Annotated in this window: 25 protein-coding genes; 13 read left to right on the top strand and 12 right to left on the bottom strand. The window is 37.1% G+C overall.

The window, feature by feature from the left end; translation table 11 throughout:
* Nucleotides 1–134: 134 nt before the first annotated feature.
* From ACR65M_RS16280 to mnhG, 7 genes are read left to right on the top strand one after another with little or no spacing between them, the layout of a single operon-like run.
* Nucleotides 135–2,540 (top strand): Na+/H+ antiporter subunit A, encoded by a 2,406-nt coding sequence (locus ACR65M_RS16280; RefSeq protein WP_440273813.1) that lies wholly within the window; start codon nucleotides 135–137, stop codon nucleotides 2,538–2,540.
* Nucleotides 2,537–2,959, top strand: a complete 423-nt coding sequence (locus ACR65M_RS16275) for a Na(+)/H(+) antiporter subunit B (RefSeq protein WP_099361754.1) — start codon at nucleotides 2,537–2,539, stop codon at nucleotides 2,957–2,959. Before ACR65M_RS16280 ends, ACR65M_RS16275 begins: the two co-directional genes overlap by 4 nt.
* A gap of 3 nt (nucleotides 2,960–2,962) precedes the next feature.
* Nucleotides 2,963–3,304: a Na(+)/H(+) antiporter subunit C gene (locus ACR65M_RS16270; protein WP_309100307.1), complete on the top strand. Its 342-nt coding sequence runs from the start codon at nucleotides 2,963–2,965 to the stop codon at nucleotides 3,302–3,304.
* Nucleotides 3,297–4,778 carry a Na+/H+ antiporter subunit D gene (locus ACR65M_RS16265; protein WP_440273812.1) on the top strand — a complete coding sequence of 494 codons (1,482 nt, stop codon included), beginning with the start codon at nucleotides 3,297–3,299 and terminating at the stop codon, nucleotides 4,776–4,778. The genes ACR65M_RS16270 and ACR65M_RS16265 overlap by 8 nt, the downstream gene beginning before the upstream one ends.
* Before the next feature lie 5 nt (nucleotides 4,779–4,783).
* Entirely contained in the window at nucleotides 4,784–5,260 is a 477-nt protein-coding gene (locus ACR65M_RS16260; protein ID WP_440273811.1) for a Na+/H+ antiporter subunit E, read from the top strand.
* Complete coding sequence (locus tag ACR65M_RS16255) at nucleotides 5,260–5,544, top strand: Na(+)/H(+) antiporter subunit F1 (RefSeq protein ID WP_099361750.1); 285 nt, start codon at nucleotides 5,260–5,262, stop codon at nucleotides 5,542–5,544. Before ACR65M_RS16260 ends, ACR65M_RS16255 begins: the two co-directional genes overlap by 1 nt.
* On the top strand, nucleotides 5,528–5,893 hold the full coding sequence (mnhG, locus tag ACR65M_RS16250; RefSeq protein WP_440273810.1) for a monovalent cation/H(+) antiporter subunit G: 366 nt from the start codon (nucleotides 5,528–5,530) through the stop codon (nucleotides 5,891–5,893). Before ACR65M_RS16255 ends, mnhG begins: the two co-directional genes overlap by 17 nt.
* A gap of 187 nt (nucleotides 5,894–6,080) precedes the next feature.
* On the opposite strand, the gene ACR65M_RS16245 is transcribed toward mnhG, so the two are convergent.
* From ACR65M_RS16245 to ACR65M_RS16235, 3 genes are read right to left on the bottom strand one after another with little or no spacing between them, the layout of a single operon-like run.
* The gene (locus ACR65M_RS16245) at nucleotides 6,081–6,479 is read right to left on the bottom strand and encodes a hotdog fold thioesterase (protein WP_341330523.1); all 399 of its coding nucleotides are present in this window, start codon (nucleotides 6,477–6,479) and stop codon (nucleotides 6,081–6,083) included.
* Between the two features lie 6 nt (nucleotides 6,480–6,485).
* Nucleotides 6,486–7,547 carry a PQQ-dependent sugar dehydrogenase gene (locus ACR65M_RS16240; protein ID WP_341330522.1) on the bottom strand — a complete coding sequence of 354 codons (1,062 nt, stop codon included), beginning with the start codon at nucleotides 7,545–7,547 and terminating at the stop codon, nucleotides 6,486–6,488.
* A gap of 16 nt (nucleotides 7,548–7,563) precedes the next feature.
* The gene (locus ACR65M_RS16235; protein ID WP_341330521.1) at nucleotides 7,564–8,166 is read right to left on the bottom strand and encodes a DedA family protein; all 603 of its coding nucleotides are present in this window, start codon (nucleotides 8,164–8,166) and stop codon (nucleotides 7,564–7,566) included.
* 116 nt (nucleotides 8,167–8,282) lie between these two features.
* On the opposite strand from ACR65M_RS16235, the gene ACR65M_RS16230 reads away from it, so the two are divergent.
* The 3 genes from ACR65M_RS16230 (at nucleotide 8,283) to ACR65M_RS16220 (ending at nucleotide 9,924) form a co-directional block, all read left to right on the top strand.
* Nucleotides 8,283–9,137 carry an SDR family oxidoreductase gene (locus tag ACR65M_RS16230; RefSeq protein ID WP_341330520.1) on the top strand — a complete coding sequence of 285 codons (855 nt, stop codon included), beginning with the start codon at nucleotides 8,283–8,285 and terminating at the stop codon, nucleotides 9,135–9,137.
* 79 nt (nucleotides 9,138–9,216) lie between these two features.
* Nucleotides 9,217–9,648, top strand: coding sequence for a YuzC family spore coat inner layer protein (locus ACR65M_RS16225; protein WP_341330519.1), 432 nt, complete (start codon nucleotides 9,217–9,219; stop codon nucleotides 9,646–9,648).
* Between the two features lie 114 nt (nucleotides 9,649–9,762).
* On the top strand, nucleotides 9,763–9,924 hold the full coding sequence (locus ACR65M_RS16220) for a hypothetical protein (protein WP_165918143.1): 162 nt from the start codon (nucleotides 9,763–9,765) through the stop codon (nucleotides 9,922–9,924).
* Nucleotides 9,925–10,068: 144 nt separating this feature from the next.
* On the opposite strand, the gene ACR65M_RS16215 is transcribed toward ACR65M_RS16220, so the two are convergent.
* Both ACR65M_RS16215 and ACR65M_RS16210 read right to left on the bottom strand, forming a co-directional pair.
* A complete protein-coding gene (locus ACR65M_RS16215) occupies nucleotides 10,069–10,527 on the bottom strand; it encodes a helix-turn-helix domain-containing protein (RefSeq protein ID WP_341330518.1) in 459 nt (152 codons plus the stop codon).
* Between the two features lie 109 nt (nucleotides 10,528–10,636).
* Entirely contained in the window at nucleotides 10,637–11,404 is a 768-nt protein-coding gene (locus tag ACR65M_RS16210) for a sulfite exporter TauE/SafE family protein (RefSeq protein ID WP_341330517.1), read from the bottom strand.
* Between the two features lie 277 nt (nucleotides 11,405–11,681).
* Here ACR65M_RS16210 and ACR65M_RS16205 point away from each other — a divergent pair, with 277 nt between their 5' ends.
* A complete protein-coding gene (locus ACR65M_RS16205) occupies nucleotides 11,682–12,290 on the top strand; it encodes a biotin transporter BioY (protein ID WP_341330516.1) in 609 nt (202 codons plus the stop codon).
* Between the two features lie 43 nt (nucleotides 12,291–12,333).
* Here ACR65M_RS16205 and ACR65M_RS16200 read toward each other — a convergent pair whose 3' ends face one another.
* Nucleotides 12,334–13,677 (bottom strand): Na+/H+ antiporter family protein, encoded by a 1,344-nt coding sequence (locus tag ACR65M_RS16200; protein ID WP_341330515.1) that lies wholly within the window; start codon nucleotides 13,675–13,677, stop codon nucleotides 12,334–12,336.
* 541 nt (nucleotides 13,678–14,218) lie between these two features.
* Complete coding sequence (locus tag ACR65M_RS16195; RefSeq protein WP_341330514.1) at nucleotides 14,219–15,724, bottom strand: leucyl aminopeptidase; 1,506 nt, start codon at nucleotides 15,722–15,724, stop codon at nucleotides 14,219–14,221.
* Nucleotides 15,725–15,933: 209 nt separating this feature from the next.
* Between ACR65M_RS16195 and ACR65M_RS16190 the strand changes: the two genes are divergently transcribed.
* A complete protein-coding gene (locus ACR65M_RS16190; protein WP_341330513.1) occupies nucleotides 15,934–16,404 on the top strand; it encodes a divergent PAP2 family protein in 471 nt (156 codons plus the stop codon).
* A gap of 33 nt (nucleotides 16,405–16,437) precedes the next feature.
* On the opposite strand, the gene spsC is transcribed toward ACR65M_RS16190, so the two are convergent.
* From spsC to ACR65M_RS16165, 5 genes are all read right to left on the bottom strand, one after another.
* Nucleotides 16,438–17,121, bottom strand: a complete 684-nt coding sequence (spsC, locus tag ACR65M_RS16185; protein WP_440273809.1) for a stationary phase survival protein SpsC — start codon at nucleotides 17,119–17,121, stop codon at nucleotides 16,438–16,440.
* A gap of 154 nt (nucleotides 17,122–17,275) precedes the next feature.
* The gene (locus ACR65M_RS16180) at nucleotides 17,276–17,602 is read right to left on the bottom strand and encodes a YuiB family protein (protein ID WP_121446198.1); all 327 of its coding nucleotides are present in this window, start codon (nucleotides 17,600–17,602) and stop codon (nucleotides 17,276–17,278) included.
* Nucleotides 17,603–17,865: 263 nt separating this feature from the next.
* Nucleotides 17,866–19,092 carry an NAD(P)/FAD-dependent oxidoreductase gene (locus ACR65M_RS16175; RefSeq protein ID WP_341330512.1) on the bottom strand — a complete coding sequence of 409 codons (1,227 nt, stop codon included), beginning with the start codon at nucleotides 19,090–19,092 and terminating at the stop codon, nucleotides 17,866–17,868.
* Nucleotides 19,093–19,432: 340 nt separating this feature from the next.
* Complete coding sequence (locus ACR65M_RS16170; protein ID WP_341330511.1) at nucleotides 19,433–19,798, bottom strand: HesB/IscA family protein; 366 nt, start codon at nucleotides 19,796–19,798, stop codon at nucleotides 19,433–19,435.
* Between the two features lie 268 nt (nucleotides 19,799–20,066).
* Complete coding sequence (locus ACR65M_RS16165; RefSeq protein ID WP_099361734.1) at nucleotides 20,067–20,303, bottom strand: YuzB family protein; 237 nt, start codon at nucleotides 20,301–20,303, stop codon at nucleotides 20,067–20,069.
* A gap of 197 nt (nucleotides 20,304–20,500) precedes the next feature.
* Between ACR65M_RS16165 and ACR65M_RS16160 the strand changes: the two genes are divergently transcribed.
* The gene (locus ACR65M_RS16160) at nucleotides 20,501–21,568 is read left to right on the top strand and encodes an NAD(P)/FAD-dependent oxidoreductase (protein ID WP_341330510.1); all 1,068 of its coding nucleotides are present in this window, start codon (nucleotides 20,501–20,503) and stop codon (nucleotides 21,566–21,568) included.
* The last annotated feature ends 92 nt before the right edge of the window (nucleotides 21,569–21,660 follow it).

Raw genomic sequence — 21,660 nt, 5'->3', positions numbered from 1 at the left:
TTCAGTCAAAAAATACGTGTTCCTACATATTTAATAACAACTGAAATTCTTGGTAACACTAGGAATTGCAAGGCATGCAAGTTCTCACTAATTGTTATATACTCTAAAAAAGAATAGGTTAAGGGGGTACTGTTTTGTCACTTTTACATTTGGCCATATTATCTCCATTTATATTGGCTATCTTTATTCCTTTTTTACGCAAATATTTGCGAGGGATTCATACAGGTTGGTTTGTACTAATTCTACCTGTACTACTATTTTCTTATTTCTTTCCATTTATGAAGGATACGATGAATGGAAATCCGATCATTCGTACTGCGGAGTGGATACCTTCCATTGGTGTAAATTTCACTGCGTACATTGATGGTTTAGGACTCTTGTTTGCCTTACTGATTACAGGTATTGGTGCATTAGTTGTCCTCTACTCTATCTACTACTTATCAAAGGAAAAAGAATCCCTACATAACTTTTATGTGTACTTGCTCTGTTTTATGGGAGCTATGCTTGGGGTTGTCCTCTCAGATAATGTGATTATGCTTTATACGTTTTGGGAGTTAACAAGCCTATCTTCTTTTTTACTAATTGGATACTGGCATAATCGGGAAAAGTCTAGGTATGGTGCACAAAAATCGATGTTAATCACCGTGTTCGGTGGTTTATCCATGCTAGCTGGATTTGTTTTACTATCACTCATGACGAATACATTCAGTATTCGTGAAATGATTGCTCAAGTGGACACATTACCATCAAATCCACTATTCATTCCGACGATGCTATTAATATTACTAGGTGCTTTTACAAAATCAGCTCAATTTCCATTCCATATTTGGTTACCGGATGCAATGGAAGCACCAACTCCTGTTAGTGCGTATCTACACTCAGCGACAATGGTAAAAGCAGGTATATATTTAGTTGCGCGCTTAAGTCCTATTTTTGCTGGATCAAGTGAATGGTTTTGGATTATATCAACCTTCGGAATCATTACCTTGTTCTGGGGCTCATTTAGTGCGGTTAAACAAACAGATTTAAAAGGTATTCTTGCATTTTCAACAGTAAGTCAACTGGGGATGATTATGTCCCTACTAGGAATTGGTTCAGCTGCTCTTCATTATGATCATCTTGATACCAATATTTATTTGGCTGCAATAGTAGCCGCTATTTTCCACTTAATAAACCACGCGACATTCAAAGGAAGTTTGTTCATGGTTGTAGGTATTGTCGACCATGAAACCGGTACTCGTGATATTCGCAAACTTGGTGGATTAATGACCGTAATGCCAATTACATTCACATTGGCTGTTATTGGTGCATTTTCAATGGCAGGTCTACCACCATTTAATGGTTTCTTAAGTAAAGAAGCATTCTTTACAGCAATTGTAAATGCAACAACACTTGATATTTTCAATATGGAAACATTAGGTATTCTTTTCCCTATCATTGGTTGGGTTGCCAGTGTTTTCACGTTCATTTACAGTATGATCCTTGTCTTTAAAACCTTTACTGGAAAGGCTCAGTTTGAAAAGCTAGATAAAAAACCACATGAAGCACCAATTGGGATGTTAATTTCACCAATTATCCTAGCTTCACTTGTTATCATTTTCGGTTTATTTTCAAACATTCTGGCTCCAAGTTTAATTGAACCAGCTGTGACATCCATCGTTCCAAGCTTACTTGTTGGCGATTCAACCTATCATGTTCATTTTGAATATTTCCACGGATGGAATGCACCGCTCTTTATGTCAATTGGAGTTGTTGTGTTAGGAACTCTTATGTTTCTCTCGCTTGCAAAATGGACAGGCATTTATAATGTCTTTTCCAAGCGTTTAACTTTAAACAATCTTTATGACAATGGGATTATTGGAATGGAGAGGTCTGCATCAAAGATAAATCGCTTCTATATGACTGGAGTTATTCGTGACTATTTAGTTATTATGTTTGCGTTCTTTATCTTAGCAATTGGAAGTGCGCTTATTATTAAAAATGCATTTGCTTTTGATTTAACACATGTTGCGCCAGTTCGACTTTTTGAAGCTGTGCTAGCATTTGTTCTGGTTGGTGGAGTTGCGACAACTGTTTTCGCGAAATCAAGGCTTACGGCAATTATCGCACTTGGTGCAGTTGGTTATTCAGTTTCGTTATTCTTTGTGCTATTCCGAGCACCTGATTTAGCGTTGACTCAACTCGTAATTGAAACAGTGTCAGTCTCATTATTCCTTTTGTGTTTCTATCACTTACCAAAGCTACACAAAAAAGAAAAACCAATGCGTTTTCGTCTTACAAACCTAATTATTTCATTAGGGGTTGGAACCATTGTCACTTTGCTTGCAATTTCAGCAAATAGCACAAGATTGATTGATTCTATCTCAAGTTATTTTGTAGAAAATAGTTATAAAGAAGGCGGAGGTACAAATATAGTTAACGTCATATTAGTAGACTTCCGTGGCTTTGATACATTGTTTGAAATTACCGTGCTTGGTATTGCTGCACTAGGTATATTTACAATGATCAAATTACGTTTAACAAGGAGGAAAGAAGGATGAAAACAAATGATTTAATCCTACAAACAGCAACAAAAATAACTGTTTTCATTATTCTTGCCTATTCCTTGAATCTCTTTTTTGCAGGTCATAATACTCCAGGAGGAGGATTTATCGGTGGACTGATTTCTGCTGCAGCAATCGTCCTTCTCCTATTAGCATTCGATATGAAAACAGTAAAAAAAGCCTTGCCTTTTGACTTTAAAAAGGTTGCGGCTCTCGGGTTATTAATTGCAACTTTAACTGCAATGGGTTCATTCTTTTTCGATGTTCCCTTCTTATCCCATACATTTGGTTACTTTAATTTACCAATTTTCGGGAAAACAGAACTTGCCACTGCTGTATTATTCGATACCGGTGTTTATTTAGTTGTTGTAGGAGTAACCATGACCATTATCCAAACAATCGGGGAGGATGAATGATTAATGGAGATTTTAATGGCTATTGTTATCGGTATTTTATTTACGGCAGCGACATATTTGATGCTTTCAAAAAGTCTTATTCGTGTCATTATTGGGACAGGTTTGCTAAGTCATGGAGCCCATTTATTGATTTTAACAATGGGTGGGTTAAAGCATGGAGCTGCTCCTATTTTAGTAGAAGGTACGAAGGCATATGTTGATCCACTTCCACAAGCCCTTATCTTAACAGCGATCGTAATTAGCTTTGGAGTAACATCGTTTATTCTAGTACTCGCGTATCGCTCCTATCAAGAGCTTGGAACGGATAACATGGATAAATTAAGGGGAAATGATAGCGATGAATAATTTTGTAATCCTTCCAATATTGATTCCTCTCATGACGGGAATCATACTTATCTTTGTAAATAAATATACAAAAACATCAAGAGTTATCAGCTTAATCTCAACTATACTAACTGTTATTGTGTCACTAAGCCTTGTTAATCAGGTATATCATAATGGGATTCAAACTCTTAACCTCGGTGACTGGGACGCTCCTTTTGGAATTGTACTAGTAGCCGATATGCTTGCTTCATTACTAGTTACAACAGGCAGTATTGTAGTCTTAGCATGTACAATTTATTCATTCAAGAATATCGGGAAAGAAAGAGAAGCTTTCTTCTACTATGCAGCAGTACAATTCCTAATGGTTGGGGTACTAGGTGCATTCTTAACAGGAGATCTTTTCAACCTCTTCGTCTTTTTCGAGGTCATGCTAATGGCTTCTTATGTCTTAATTGTTCATGGTGGGACAAAGCCACAATTACGTGAATCCATTAAATATATCTTGGTAAACGTGATCTCATCTGCCCTTTTTGTTATTGCAGTTGCCTATTTATACGCAGTAACTGGAACAGTTAATATGGCAGATTTATCAACAAAAATTAGTCAACTTGGACAGCCAGGTATTGTGACTGTTATCTCAATCCTATTTTTAGTCGTGTTCGGATTAAAAGGTGCAATCTTCCCGCTATTTTTCTGGTTGCCTGGATCTTATAATGCTCCACCAACACCGATTACCGCTCTATTTGGAGCCTTATTAACAAAGGTTGGGGTATATTCAATCATTCGTACGTTTACAATTATTTTTTATCACGATACGGGTTTTACTCATACCTTAATCGGCATCCTTGCAGGTTTTACAATTCTAGTAGGAGTAATTGGAGCTGTTGCATACTGGGATGTTAAACAAATTATTATTTACAATATTTTAACCGCAGTAGGTGTGATTTTAGTAGGTGTTGCAACCTTAACACCGACATCACTTACTGGCTCGATTTATTATTTAATTCATGACATGATTATCAAAGCGGCCCTCTTCCTATTAGTTGGGGCGATGATTGTCATAACTGGAACAAGCAATTTGAAGAAAATGGGCGGTTTAATTAACCATCATCCATATTTAGGCTGGATGTTCTTCATTGCAACCATTTCACTTGCAGGTATTCCTCCATTTAGTGGTTTTATCGGCAAACTTCTAATTGTTAAAGGTAGCCTTGCTGCTGAGCATTATGCACTGGTTGCGGCAATTTTAATTTCAAGTCTTCTAGTCCTCTATTCGGTAATGAAAATCTTTATTAACGGTTTCTGGGGCGAAGCAAAGCTTAGGAAAGAAGAAGAAAAAGGAACAACAAAAGGACTGCTATTTCCGATCACTCTTCTACTTTCACTCTCAATTGCACTTGGATTTGGTGCTGAATGGTTCTATCCGTATATCTCGCAAGCAGCTCAAGATTTAACGGACCCATCCATCTATGTCCAAGCTGTCTTAAAGGAGTAGATATTATGTTGTTGCAATTAGTTTTAAATATATTTATTGCCGTGTCGTGGATGTTTATCTCGAATTCATATGACTTTGGGGCCTTTTTTGGCGGATATTTGATTGGTCTTTTTCTAATTTTTGTCTTACGTCGGTCCTTCGCACACCGATTTTATCTCAATAATGTGTGGGCAGTGATTAAACTAATCTTAATTTTCTTTAGAGAATTAATTCTATCAAATTATGCCATTATGAAGGTAGTTGTAAGGCCAAAGCTTGATATCAAACCTGGGATTTTTGCATTACCTATCGAAGTCGAAAAAGACTGGGAAATCATGGTACTCTCAAATTTAATTACACTTACTCCCGGTACTTTGGTAATGGATATTTCAGATGATAAAAAATTAATCTATGTTCACGCCATGGATTTACAAGATGTGGATGAGGCAATAGATTCAATTAAAAGTACATTTGAAAAAGCAATTATGGAGGTGAGCCGATAATGTTTGAGATTATACTTAATATTGCACTTGTCTGCTTATCGGTTTCAACGATTGCTTATTTATACCGTGTCATTAAGGGACCTTCGATTTCTGACAAGGTCATTGCACTCGATGCAATTGGAGTCAATTTAGTTGGAATCACGGCGATTATATCAGTCATTCTACGCTCAAATTCATTCCTTGAGGTCATCTTACTGATTGCGATTGTAGCCTTTGTTGGCACGGTAGCCTTTTCGAAGTTCCTTGAGAAAGGAGTCGTAATTGAACATGACCGAGACGCTTAAGATATTATTTGCAGTCATTATTTTGTTCGGAGCGCTTTTAAGCGTGTTAAGTGCGATAGGAATACTTCGTTTACCGGATGTGTACACAAGAAACCATGCAGTATCTAAAAGTGGGACATTAGGGGTTCTTTCAATATTACTTGGAACGTTTCTATACTTCTGGCTCATCGAAGGCTATATGAATGCGAGGTTGATTCTGGGATTCGTCTTTCTCTTTCTGACATCACCAGTTGCCGGACATTTAATTAGCCGTGCTGCCTATAATACAAAGGTTCCACTTTGGGAAAAAAGCTCTCAGGATGATTTAAAAGACAAGGTACATCATTCAAAAGAAAGAATTAGTCCATAAAGGAAAGCGAGGACTTGTAAAGTCCTCGCTTTTTCTGACTGCTAGGTTTGAGATTATGTGCTGTTTTCGGTAAATGCATGCTATTTTTTTTTGCCCTCTATTCCTTCGTAATTGCGTTATTTCAACTGGGAATCGCGTTATCTTCAGATTCCCGCTTTATCACCGAAATGTCCCTAACCTAAAAAGTTCATTTTTTCAAATTGATAATCGCTGTGGTGCAGCGTGATACACAGATTAGGTTATCTTCTTCGTCCACTATTTTCACATCCCAAACCATTGTTGTTTTTCCTTTATGGAGGGATGTACCGATTGCTCTTACGATACCATCCCTTTTTGCACGAATATGGTTCGCATTAATTTCTAAACCTGCACAACCTTGTGTTTCTTTATCTACTAAATTGTATGTGCCTACACTTGCAACCGTTTCCGCTAACGCCACAGATGCCCCACCATGTAAAACACCAAAAGGCTGACGCGTCCGTTCATCAACAGGCATAGTCGCCGTCACTCGGTCAGGTGTCACCTCTTCAAGTGTAATCCCCAAAGCTTCAATTAACGAATTTTCTGTCACTCTTCTTCTCCTCATTTCTGTTTATTTACGAATTCCTGATAATGGGATCGAAAGAAGTTTGTCATCATCTTCTTTTGGATTCCCACGTCCGTCCGTGTTATTTGTAATGGTATAAAGGATATTATCTACTATGTATACATCCCTCATTCTGCTATTGATATCAAGGAACGTTTCAATTTTACCGGATGCAACATCGTAGCTTCTCACTTTTAATCCGCGTAACGTGGCAATATACAGCTTGCCATTTGCATAATCAATTCCAGAAGGTGCCCATGTTTCCTCGCCCGTATGATAAATTGGTGAAATCATACCAACCTCTGTCTCATCCCCTTCAATAACAGGCCATCCGTAGTTCTTCCCCGGTTCAATCAGATTAATCTCATCATGTGCACTTTGTCCATGTTCTGTACTGTATAATGTTCCTTCTTCATCCCATGCAAGCCCTTGTGGGTTCCGGTGACCATACGAATAGACATAAGAGTTAGGAATAGGGTTGTCTGTCGGGATAGAACCATCAAGGTTTATTCGGAGGATTTTGCCTGCAAGACTTGTTATGTCTTGGGAGTTTTCCGGAACTCCTGCATCACCTGCAGTAACATACAATTTTTGATCTGGGCCAATTTTAATTCGTCCCCCATTATGGATTCTTCCTCCGGGAATTCCTTCAAGTAAAATGCTTTTCTCTTCCCAGGTTGTATCGCTTCTTTCGACAAGGATTACGCGATTTAATATTTCCCCGTCCTCCATATATGTATGATACAAATATGCCTGTTTAGAATTCTCATAATCAGGTGCAAGCGTAAACCCAAGAAAACCTCCTTCCCCTTGGTGTACAATTTCTTTAAGAAGGTTTAGCCGTTGTGAAGTTATTTTACCTGTATCTTCTTCAATTTCCGACAACCTCCCTACACGTTCAGGTATGAGGAAGGTACCGTCTGTTATGGTTATCATCCATGGAATGGTAAGGTTTGTCGCAATAATAGTCGGGTTTGAAACAGTTTCCTTTATAGGTTCATCAAGGGGTTGTTTCTGTGAACAACCTGCTATTATTAAAAATACTAGTAATAAAGACAGCTTTTTCATTTTTTAGGACATCCTCTCAATGTGAAAGCTTACGTTGTTTTCTCGTCTTATTTAACTTAACCAACACAATTATTGCAAATGCTGCAACACCTATTCCAATAACAATATCATAATATTTAATAAAACCCTCTATGAACTCTTCACCTGCAAAATACCCTACTGAAAAAATGATGGACACCCATAAAAATATAGCTGTGTAAAGCGTAGTTGCAAATTTTAAAAAGGATAATTTACTAAAACCGAATAAGAACGGAAATAGAATACGAAAGCCTGGTACGAAGTAACAAAAAGCCAACGCAAACGTATTGTATTTTTCAATAAGAGATAATCCACGTGCAATTTTTTTTCTCATTTTGTTTTGTTTATTTAAGAGGACAACCATCGCATGTCCTGCAAAGCGACCAAAGATATAACTGGTAGTGACAGCTGTGAGAATGCCAGCATATGTAACTAAAAAGATCCTCCAAGGTACAAAAACATCCTCTGAAGCAAAAAATCCAATTGTTGAAACAATGACCTCATTAGGGATTGGAATGATAAAGGCCCCCACCCACAACCATAAATAAAGTCCTATATATCCGTGTTCCTGAATAATTGACACGATTTCATTTATATCCATCTTATCCCTGCCTTATCAGGTTGAAGTTACTAAATTGTAGATACTTACTTCTTTCTATTATAAGATTAAATGGATAATATTAGAAACCTTTTTAAATGGTTTAAGGAGAGAAAAATGTGAAAAAACCCATTGTGATCATAACCGGTGCTTCAGGTGGATTCGGACTCTTAACTTCAATCGAATTTCTAAAAAAAGGATACTTTGTTGTAGCAACAATGAGAGATTTAGAAAAGAAAAAAAACGTACTACATAAATTAAATGATTCTACTCTAGAAGAAAATCTTCTTTTTTGTCAGTTAGATGTGACGGATGCTACGTCCTTACATAATTTTAAGCGAACTTTAAATAAGCTAAAGGGAATTGATATCCTCTTGAACAATGCGGGATTTGCAACAGGTGGGTTTGTCGAGGAAATTTCACTGAATGAATACAAAGCTCAATTTGAAACAAACTTTTTTGGTCTAATCGAGGTTACAAAACTTATTCTTCCATTTATGAGAAATCAAGGATCGGGAAAAATCATCAATCTTAGTAGTATCAGTGGACAAATCGGATTTCCAGGTCTATCTCCTTATGTTGCCTCTAAATTCGCCTTAGAAGGCTGGTGTGAGTCATTACAACTAGAAGTAAGACCCTTTGGTATAGACGTTGCCCTAATTGAACCTGGTTCATTCGAAACCAATATTTGGAGCAGTGGAACAAAGATTGCGGAACAATCAATGCAACTCACGTCTCCATATCAATATATGATGAAAAAAATCGAAGCAAGACTTGAAAAAGGCCAAGCATCATACGGAGACCCGCATGTGGTTGCGCAATTCATTGTAAAGCTAGCCCAAAAGGAATCTTTGTCCAAACTTCGCTACCCTGTAGGAAAAGGAGTAAGAACCTCTATATTTCTTAAGAATGTTCTTCCTTGGACCATGTGGGAAAGGCTGGTGTTAAAGATGTTGGGCATTGAACGGAAGTAACAGAAGAACATAGGTAAAAAGCACCTTATCAAAAAATTAACATATATTGTAAGGGAATTTTGATAAGGGAGGTCTAGAATTGTACTATTATCCGTTTAACTATGGGCATCAAGGGCCACCAAGGACGGTTTTATATCCAGGTTATAATTCAAACATCACACACCATTCCGTGTTTCCTGACCCAAAGACGAATTATCCATCCCCATATTATCGAAAATTACCCGAGGTAGACCCGAGTTTATTTAAGGAATCCGCACAAGAAATGAGAATTCTAATGTTGGATGCAAGCAAAATGCTGGCTAAATTAGCTGGCTCAAAGGAGTTTGCGAAACAAGTAATGGCTGCTGCACAGGCATCAAATAGTAAGGAAGTAGTTCGCCTGTTAAAATCGACAGGAATTAAGTCAGATGTTAAGGCGACCTATAATCCAGATAGTTTAAATCTTAAATTAGAAGCTAGTGTAGGCGGCACTAAAGCCAGTGAGTTAACAATTGCATTAAGATGGCGTTAGTATGAATACCCTGCTGTGGAACGATGGTAAAAAATTGCCTATCGTTCTTTTTTATTTAAAGAATGAAAGTTATTCGGTTTAGGACATGATAAAATACGAGGAGGTAAAAAAACAATGAATGATAGAGATAGAGACATGTTTAGACTAAAACGAAGCAAGGAAGAACAGCTTGTTAATCAGCTTGATCCAGAGCTTGATCTTCGAAATATAAATTTCGCAACAGGCGAAAATGAATACTTAAATGAACGCTTCGACGATTTTTCCATCGACCACTAATGAATGACATGGAGGAAGTTAAATGGCTAATAAAGAACGTCTTAACGAAGAAGCAGCGGTAAACAACAACTTAACTTCATCTACGTATTCAAAGAGTAAATCCGCAAAGAAAAAGAAAAATGGGGCTAAGTAATTTGCCCCGTTTTAATTGGATTCAATTGAAAATTCTGTTAGTCTAATGTAAGCTTCCTCTTTGTCAAACGAAGAATACCATCGAAAATTAGCTTCATCCAAAATACGATAATGCTGGCTAATTACATTTTGTTGGAGACGAAACTTCCCCTCCCTCTGAAGATCTTTCCACCAAAGCTTTCCGCCTAGGGTACGTTCCTTAGCCCGGTCAATCCCGTTGCGACCAACGATTTCAATGACATCAACTGGATCTCCTCCTAACGTCGTTTGAATAATTTCACTATCCCGAAATAATGCGCAAACAGCGACAACACAAGTCCAACCTGCTTGAATTCTTCCTTTTTCAATTTGCACCAACGTCTTTTTTGAGATCCCCAAGATTTCTGCCATTTTATCTTGTGTATATCCTTTTTCAATCCTTATAAGCTTCATTTTTTCAGAAAGCAATTTCGTTAATTGTTCTTTATCCATGTTAATCACCTATTTCAAAAGTACTGCTACTTATTATAACAAACACAAAAGCCTTAGTGTAATTTTACACTAAGGCAGTATAGTAAGCAATATTTTCACCTTTTTTGGACTAATAAATTAACTTCAAACCACTTATAAAAATGATGACTCCTATTACCGTTTGCAATGGTTTCATAGGAACCTTTGCAGACAGGGTACTCCCAATGATTACACCTGGAATCGAACCGCAAAGTAAATTTGCAACTAATAGCAGGTCAACATTTCCAAAACCTAAGTGAAAAAAACCACTTACCGTGACTAATATAAACGCATGTGCGATATCCGTTCCAACTAACTCCGAAGCACGCAACTGATAAAATAACAACATGGCCAGGGCAAATAACGACCCGGAACCAACTGAGGTTAACCCTACTATAAAACCAAGGATGGCACCTAAAAGAATGGTTGCTTTTGCTTTATCCTCAATAGGTTTTATACTATAGGACCTGCTTTTAAAACGAGAACTGAACAAGGTTTTTATTACGGTCGCAACGGCAACCATCATAAGAACATATCCAAGTGCATGCTTTACGATTTCCCCTTGCAGGAGTTTATCTCCTCCAACAAAATGTAAAGTAGTCACCGCTAGAATTGCACTAGGAACACTTCCTATAGCCAAATATTTTACAAGCTTAAAATTAATTGTTTTCTGCCGAAAATGCTGTACAGATCCAAAAAATTTCGTAATTGAGTTATAAACAAAGTCTGTTCCAACTGCAATTAGTGGATTAATACCAATTAAGATCAAGAATGGGGTTAATAATGCCGCTCCACCAACACCTGTTAGTCCGACCAAAAAACCGACAAAAAGGCCCATTAATACAATTCCAATACTCATTTCCGACCGCTCCCAACATTTTCGGATATGGGCATTATATTTAAAAGACATCCCTTTTGACACTTTTTTATTACTTTGAACGGCAAAAAAATTTTTTAAATATAACAATTAGAGATGATTACTTGTCATTCTTTAAGATTATCTACATCTATTTTATCAACGTCATCTTAATCATATGACTTCACTTTCATTTGTTAACTTCTGTTTTTTTTTGTTGACATATAATGAATCTTGTTTTACGATTTTGTTAACTAAAATACACGGAGGTTAACACATAATGACAACACTATCAAAACCACGCATTCGAGCAATCGAAATTACATATGTTGGGATGTTTGCAGCACTTATGGCGATTGGTGCAAACATTACCTCAATGGTACCTTTTTTACAGGTTGCGGGTGTACCTTTAACAATGCAAACCTTTTTTGCCGTATTGGCTGGGCTTCTTCTCGGAAGTCGATTAGGCGCGATTTCTATGACTGTGTATATGTTAATTGGAATTGCTGGAGCACCTGTTTTTTCAGGGTTCGAAGCAGGGCTTGCTCCAATCATTGGCGGTACGGGTGGGTTTATATTTTCGTTCATTGCAACAGCTTATTTCTCAGGAAAGATCGTTGAGCATGCTAAGGGATATCCAACCTTAAAAACGTTCGTGATTGCTGCATTTGTTGGTTTGTTTATGAACTATTTCATTGGCACGAACTATATGTACTTTGCTTTCAATTTTTGGTTAGAGGTTAAAATGAGCTATGGAGCAGCTTGGGCTGTTATGGCTTGGTTTATTGTAAAGGACCTTGCTTTTACCATTTTCGCCGCACTTATTTCACCAAGAATTTATCGAGCAGTTTCTAGGAACTCTGTAAATCCGTCTTCAACAAATCTATGAAATTAAGTGAAATACCCCCACGAAAATTCGTGGGGGTAAGTTTTTATAAGACAATTGCAGCAATCCAGCCGAAAATAATGAGTGGAATATTATAGTGTAAAAATGTTGGAACACAAGTATCCCAAATATGATTATGCTGACCATCGACATTTAATCCAGCCGTTGGACCTAGCGTACTATCTGATGCGGGTGATCCAGCGTCTCCTAGAGCTGCCGCAGTTCCTACAAGAGCAATTGTCGCCATTGGACTAAATCCAACTTCAATACATAATGGAACAAAAATCGTTGCGATGATTGGTATCGTTGAAAATGATGAACCAATTCCTAAGGTAATCAAAAGACCTACAATTAACATCATTAAAGCAGCAAGTGATAAATTTCCACCGATAAGATCCGCAGATTGTGAAACCAGTGCCTCAACATGCCCTGTTTCTTTAATAACAGATGCAAACCCTGAAGCTGTGATCATAACAAATCCAATGAATGCCATCATTTTCATACCACTAGTTATGACTTCGTCAGCTTGACTTACTTTCATCGAGCCACTGAAATAAAGAACAGCTATTCCGGCTAATGCTCCAAAAATCATGCCATCCACATCAAATACTTGCGAAAGTGTTAACTGTATACCTAATGTAACAATCACGGCAAGTGTAGCAAAGCTAAGGCTCTTTTTAGTATAAGTTGTGTTTACTCCTGAACCTGACTCATTTGCAATTTCGATCGTTTTATATTGTTTTGGCTTACGATAGGAAAATAGAACTGCGATAAGTAAACCAACTACCATCCCTGCAGATGGAATCAACATGGCAATTGGGATATCTCGTTTTACTACTTCTAATCCACTTTCTTGCATATATTGCTGCAGAAGTCCGTGGAAAATCTCTCCAAATCCAACTGGTAGCGCAATGTATGGAGCTGTTAAACCAAAAGTAATAACGGTAGCGATAAGTCGACGATCAATTTCGAGTTCATTAAATACCTTTAATAAAGGTGGTATTAAAATAGGAATAAAAGCAATATGAACCGGTACTATGTTTTGTGATGAAATAGAAATTGCTAGAATAATTAAGATGATTAGTACCTTTGAATAGGTTTTCCGTTTGCTATCTCCTTGCTTCCCAACAAGTTTGATGGCAAGGTCTACCATCGCATCTGGTAATCCTGTTTTTGAAATAGCTACTGCAAAACTTCCAAGTAGTGCATAACTTAATGCGACTGTAGCATTTCCACCTAAGCCTTCTGTGAATGTAGATACTGTTGTTGCAATATCGAGACCACCTGTTAGTCCCCCAACAATTGCCCCTATAGCAAGAGCTACAACCACATTTATACGGAATAAGCTTAGAATTAGCATGACAAGAACTGCTATAACAACTGCATTCATGGTGAAAACTCCTTTTAGTATGGTTATTATTCTTCAAATACTTTAGTTTGCTAAATTGGTAGAGAATTAAAATACTAAACTAAAATACCATATGATATTAGAAATCGTCAATGGTTTTTTATAGGAGAAGTTGGTTATGATCCTGGTGGAACACTTTTTTGTTGATTGGGATTTCATAGGACGAAACTTATAAAAGCGGCTTGTGATATAAGGATGTTCCGATATATCGGGTTGCGATATAGGGATATATTTCGATAAATCAGGTTGTGATTATAGCATTAACATTTAAGTATTTTGCCGATATATCGTTTAATATATTGCGATATACCACATATCGGGTACCAATACACTATTAAGTAAGCAAGCGTATTGCGGTATGCTGATAGACCGATTAAACGGTTTCTATACACCACATATCGGGCTGCGATATAGAGATATATCATAAATCGGGCAATACGCCATTTCAGTTATCATATAGCGATATGATGATACGCATTCCTATTAAAAAGAAGCCTACCCGTTAGGTAGACTTCTCTGTCATTTATTCTTCTGTTTCTCCAAAACGCTCAACTAGGGTTGCGAGTGTACGGACCATAACCCCAGTTGCACCGGCTGGGCCAAGATTGTGAGCTGAAGTCGTCGTTGCTGTTCCTGCGATATCTAGATGTACCCATGGTGTATCTTCTGCGAATTCACCTATGAATGTACCAGCGAAAATCGCATGACCATCGCGACCAGGTGAATTATTTAAATCGGCAACCAGGCTTTTTCGAACACGCTTCTTATGATTTTCAGTGATCGGTAAACGCCAAATAGGTTCACCAGCTTCAATGGATGCTTCTAAAACCTCCTCAAAAAAGGCTTCGTTGTTTGTCATTGCACCCGTAATATCATTACCTAAAGCGACAATCACTCCTCCAGTTAATGTCGCAACATCTACTAAATAAGAGGCACCATGAAATTTCGCATAGGTGATGCCATCTGCTAATGCAAGTCGACCTTCTGCATCTGTATTTAAGATTTCAATTGTTTTACCATTCATAGAGGTTACTACATCATCTGGCTTGAATGCATCACCGCTAATCATATTATCGGTTGATGGGATGACAGCAACAACATTTTTTTCAGGTCTTAATTCCCCAATGACCTCCATAGCTCCTAAAACAGCTGCTGCTCCACCCATATCTGATTTCATGCCAACAATGCCGTCCTTTGGCTTGATGGAGTATCCACCTGTATCAAAGGTAATTCCTTTTCCAACTAGTGCAATGACATCTTCCCAGTTCTCTTTACCTTGATATTTAAGGACGATCATTTTAGGAGGCTCTGCAGAACCTTTATTAACCGCTAAGAGTGCGCCCATCCCGAGCCTTTCCATATCCTCTTTTTCTAGTATTTCCACTTCAAATCCATATTTCTTTCCGAGCTCTGCTGCATAATTTGCTAAATCTGTAGCTGTTAACATATTACCTGGAAGATTTACTAGGGTTCTGGCAGAGTTTGTTCCCTGTCCATACGCATATCCGACAGTTATACTTGCCTTGATTTCTTCTGAATCGCTGCTAGAATAAACAACGACTTCTTCAATTTTCTTTTCTGGTTCATTTGACTTTTGCTTGTAATCTGCAAATTTATATGTAGACAATGCAAGGGCTTCTCCGAACGCATGGGCAACATCAAGTGCATCTAATTCCTCAGATACAAAGGAATCTAAGCTAACGGCAAAGCTTTCAACCTTTGTTTCTGAGATTATTTTAACAGCTTTTCCAAACGCCTCTCTGAGAGATTCAAGGGTTTGCTTTTCTTCTTTTCCTAGACCTAAAAAATAAACTCTTTTTATCGGTGTCTTCCCTAAAGTATGTACCTTTGAAACCTTATTTTGTTCTACACGAATGTCGCCTTCTTTTAACAGTTCTGTAATCTGTCCATCTAATAATAAATCTAATTCTTTTGTAAGACCTGTTGTCTTTTGGTTTTTCGCGAAAATACCGATTAGTAATGCTTCATTTGCTTCTATTGCTTTTGCTTCATTTTTAACGTTAAACACTGTTACACCTCCATTATATTTTACCTTTTTATTATAAACTTCGAGGCACTAAATTTCATCATCAATCCACCAGTTTAAAATTCATTTTGCAGGCTCAACCAAATTCTTTTATAATGATAAAAAGTAACTTTATATTAGATGAAATGTCAAAATTTTTTTAAACAAAAACAAAGTTAGAAAATGGATGTTAACGAGAGGAAGAAGTTTACATGGAGCTTTTTACAAATTTTCCACTTTGGGCTGCACTTGCTGCAATAGGATTTGCACAATTTGTTAAAGTCCCACTACATTTTTTTGTAACAAAAAAAGTTGATTGGTCGTTAGTTACAAGTACTGGTGGGATGCCCAGCTCCCATTCAGCAGCAGTTACTGCGTTAACAACCGGTATCGCCCTCGAACAAGGCGTAGATTCCCCTTTCTTCGCGATATCAACAGTATTTGCTGTCATTGTCATGTTTGATGCTTCTGGCGTTCGTAGACATGCTGGTGAACAGGCGACCGTTCTCAATCAGCTTGTTGCGGATTTCCAGAAATTTGCAGATGATGCAAAACTATGGCCTAAGCTTGATGAGGATAGTAAAAGAAAAGAATTAAAGGAGTTATTAGGTCACAAACCGATTGAGGTATTTTTTGGTGGATTAACTGGGGTCTTGTTAACTTTATTACTTCATATCCTTTAAAATACAAAATGGGCTAATCTTTATGATTAGCCTTTAACTTTTTTCACCTAAAATTTGTTGTCGAAATACTTGCATTGACTTATCCTCATTCATTGCAGCAATTTCTTCTTCAGATATTCTTCCGTCACCCATCTTGATGATATAAACATCAAGGGTTTTCTTCCCCCATTTTTTATAGACATCATCAACTGTATCATAGTACAAATCTATTTTATTTCCTTTGATAGCTCCGCCTTTGTCAGCGACTACTCCATACCCGTAGTCGGGTATAAATAGAATTGTTCCTATTGGAAACACATCTAAGTCCGCAGCAATGGTTGAATACAAATCACGTTTCACCTTAACACCTGAATAGGTAATCCCATAGGAAGGGTGTTTCGCATCCTTACCTGTTGATTCAACACCTGCCGTATATCCAGTCGCGACAACTGTTTGTGTTGGGTATTTTGAAAAATCAATCGCTTCTTCAATTGGTAATGTGGTTTCTAAGCCAGTGGCCGAGACCGCCTTATTTCCATTATTTATAAATAATAATTGTGATACCCATTCTACACTTTTAATTCCTACTGATTGCGATTTCTCTTGAAATTGGTTGCCTATCCAGTTTGTAAGGTCTTTCGTCTGCACTCCGGAAAAAGATTGGAACGTAGTAATTAGTGCTAATGCAAATAGGAATGTCATTGCACTTCTTCTTATCATTGTGTTTAAACGAAACACATTTTTCCACTCCTCTCACGACTCTATTTCTTTCCAATTTGGCAAAAAAATATTCGTTTATGAGTGGAAGATAATTGTAGAAAAAAATAAACGTAAAGATTTTATAACTAAATCCTTACGTTTCCTCTTGGAAATTCTCAATAGAAGTGACTACCTAAAACATTCTGTATCCTTTTTTTCGTAGGAGTTTTATGATTACTCCTGATAAAATTGCACCAGCAAGACCACTAAGTAAAATCGCAATATCTAGCGGAGCTAATGTCGTAATACTCTCTCCTAAAGAGCTAAATGCACTAGCCGGTGATGTAAAATAATCTAGAAAGGATACCTCTTGAATGATTGCCAAGGCAATTATTGGATAAATAATGGCCATAATCCACGACATACGTAATAGCATGTTAAGAATGAATCCTATTCCAAAAAATAAAACGAAAAATAATAACATCGAAATTAAAAATATCGGTAAAAAACTGAGTGACATGGCAACTCACCTCCATTACAAATGCGCAAGTTCCTTGATCAGCCGCGACAGCACAAGACGAACTGGCAAAAGGCGCACTGTTTGACCTAAATGACAGATTGGCTTGTGACCTAGAGGGCTAGGCACTTGTGCTGGACGAATAAGGACAAATCCCTTCCTAGTTTACTAAAGGTATGATTAATGAGTCAATTGATTTCACTTAGCAAAACGGACAATTATGTAAAAAAGGAATGCTAAGATAAAAGCATTCCTTTTTTATTATGTTAAATGAATTTTAATTTACCTTTTTTAAGAACAAGTGATGGTCCGCCTACGATTAATAGAGCACGGTTATCAATTACTTTCTTCATGAATGCTGCTTTTGAGCCCCAAATTTTTCTGCCAAATACTACACCGATTCCATCATGCTCACCAAGTGAACATACAGTTCCTTTGTTATCAAAGGTAAATTCACCAAGTTCTCCTTGTCCACGAACTAGTACCGCAATGTTTTTCGCAACTAATGCACCTTGTTGCATTGCGATTTGTGCAGTTGGAGGGTATGGACGATTGATTTCTTCATTAATAACAAGTGAGCTATCTCCAACAAAGAAAACATCTTCATGACCCGGTGCACGAAGGTCTTTTTCAACTTTCACACGACCACGCATTGCTTCAAAACCAGAAGCTTCTATTACGCTGTTTCCACGAATACCCGCTGCCCATACAACAGTTTTCGCTTTAATTTCTTCTGTTACGTCGTCTTTTCCAACGATGATTCCTTCAGGTGTACCTTCTTTAATCGCAGTTCCGATTTTGAATTCCACACCTTTTTTCTCCAAGTGGTTCACTGCATATTCAACTAATTCAGCATCAAATCCAGGTAATGCGGTTGGTGCAGCCTCCACACAAATAATCTTTACTTTATTTTGGTCAATATCGAATTCACGGCAAAGTTCAGGAACTCTATTAACAAGTTCTCCTAAGAACTCAATACCCGTAAATCCTGCTCCACCAACAACGATTGTTAGACGAGTATCGTCTTTTTCTTCTTCCGTGTTATATGTTGCGAATTGATATTCGATATGTTCTTTAATTTGACGAGCTGTATTTACATTTGAAATTGAAAATGCGTATTCTTTTAGGCCTTTAATTCCAAAAGTTTCGGATTCTCCACCAAGTGCTACAACTAAATAGTCATATTCAACCTGTGAATCGTCCTCAAGAATTACACGTTTGCCTTCACGATCAATCTTTGCTACAGAGCCTTTTACAAACTTAACCTTATGTCCGCTAATTACGTCTTCAATTTGGTAACGTACACGATCTGCCTCTAAAGTACCAGCAGAAGCTTCATGTAACCAAGTGGTCTCATAGTGGTAATCATTTTTATTAACTAGTGTAATATCAGCTTCATTTACACCCAAAGTCTTTTGTAAATTAACAATAGTGGTTAATCCACCATATCCTGCACCTAAAACTACGATTTTTGGCTTTCTCACTGTAATCACGCCCACCTTTTCTTTTTTGCAGTCAAAAATACTTATTTCTATTTTCAACTGTATGCTCTAATTTTATTGATTAAATAGTTTGTGATATCTTTCACGTAAGATACCATTATTGGACAAAAAAGATTCCGATATTTGTCGATAAGTTGTACTATTTATTACCCACATCCTATATTATGCCTTTTATATTGATTTTTCAAGTGTTTGAGGACCTTTTTAAATATTAAAAAAATAAAAAAACAACCCTTTTTGGAGGTTGTTGGAAATTTGTTATTTTTTTAGACTAAAACTTGCCATATTTAGGATAAAAAAGTCGGGCCCACACTAGAAGCCCAACTTACAATTAACAGTTTTCAGGTGTACCCGTAACTTTTGCTGTACGGAAGGAAGAACCACACCCACATGATGCAATTGCATTTGGATTATCGATCGTAAATCCGCCACCCATAAGGGATTGTTTAAAGTCTATTTTCACACCAGATAGTATTGGAGCATCTTCTTTATTAATGATAATCTTAATACCATGCTGTTCATCCTGGCGATCATCTTCATTTACTTCTTGTTCAAAGCCCATTCCGTAAGAAAGCCCACTACAACCGCCACCCTTTACAGCAACACGTAAGAATGATCCTTCTTCTTCATTCTGTTTCATCATATCTTTAATTTGAAAAGCAGCCGCTTCAGAAATGGTAACCACACGATCTGTCATGTTTGTAACCTCCTTCTTTTTCAAGCTTACTAAAATAGGTTATTACTATTAGTATAATGGTAATCGGGTTTTGTTACAAATAATCTGTCTAATGCTAACTTTTTTTATTACTTCTAGTATAAAATGGTATTATTTGGAGCACAATAAGATTATCCCCCGTTTTTTTTAGAAACTCTTCATTCATTTAATGAAGGGTTTTCTTTTTTTGCCCAAAATGTAAGAAAAGCAGTCAAAATAGACTGCTTTCTCGTATATATAATATTTTGTATTAGAACATTGGGTTTTCTTCTAAATAGGTATAGATATTTTCAACAAGCTCATCAGCTGTTTCACCAGTAACTACATCCCCATTTACAAGAGCATATAGCGACTCAAAGCATTGTCCACAATAGCTAAGGCATCCGTATTCAATCACATCAAGATTTGGATCCTGTTCAAGAATTTCCTTAGCTTTCTGTGAGCCACTTGCCAAATTACTAACACAAAACTCAATGATAGGATTCACTGGTATTCACCTCACTACAACTATTTATCGTACTCTCTTTTTTTCGATTCGTCAATTTTTAGAATATCGGTTGTTATTTTGTCATAATTTCGCTATACTTTTAGTGTTTGAAAAGGATAACGAATTAGCTATAAACTTTGTACTAACAATGGATGAATACGCTTTAACTAAAGAGAGTAACAAAGGGGATAATCATCATGAAAAATCTTGTCATTTTAGGTGGAGGTTATGGTGGAATGCGGGTTTTACACCGCCTTTTGCCAAGTCAATTACCCGAGGATATACAGATTACCTTAATTGACCGTGCGCCTTATCATAGTTTAAAAACGGAATTTTACGCGCTAGCAGCAGGGACTATTTCAGACTCACATGTACGTGTAACTTTTCCAGAACATCCACGTTTGCACGTAAAGTATGGGGAGATTACAGGCATCGATTTAAATGAAAAACTTGTTCACATTAATGATGTAGAACCAGTTAAGTATGATGATTTAATAATTGGACTTGGATGCGAGGACAAATATCACAATGTTCCAGGTGCGAAAGAATACACAGATAGCATCCAAACCATCGATAAAGCAAGAAAAACCTATCAAAAGCTTAATAATCTTCCTGCTGGTGCTACTGTTTCCATTGTTGGTGCAGGCCTAAGTGGAGTTGAACTAGCGAGTGAGCTGTATGAAAGCAGACCTGACTTAAAAATCAAACTATTCGATAGAGGGAAACATATACTTTCAGCTTTCCCTGAAAAATTGAGTATGTATGTAGAAAACTGGTTTGATAAAAACGAAGTAGAGATTATCAATAACTCAAATATTACAAGAGTGGAAGAGAATGTACTCTTTAATAACGACCAACCTGTTCAAAGTGATGTAGTTGTGTGGACAGCTGGTATCCAGCCTAATAAAATTGTTCGTGACTTAGATGTTGAAAAAGACGGAAGCGGCCGAGTAGTATTAACAAAACAACACAATCTTCCAAATGATGAACATGTATATGTTGTTGGTGACTGTGCAAGCTTACCACATGCACCAAGTGCTCAACTAGCCGAAGGTCAGGCTGAACAAATTGTTCAGGTCCTTTTAAAACGTTGGAAGGGTGAAGGACCTCCAGCTGAGTTTCCTAAAATTAAACTAAAAGGTGTTCTTGGTTCTCTTGGTAAAAAAGAAGGATTTGGATTAGTTGCAGAACGAGCTCTCACAGGACGCGTACCTCGTATGTTAAAATCAGGGGTATTATGGATGTATAAGTATCATAATGGGTGATAAAAAAAGCGCGGTTTGAACTGACCTAGCCAAATGAGACATATATAAAACACCTATCCATATTAAATTTAACACTTTTTCATTAATTTGAT

This window comes from Ferdinandcohnia sp. SAFN-114 (genome assembly GCF_059415045.1).
This window is presented reverse-complemented; position numbering and strand designations above follow the sequence as displayed.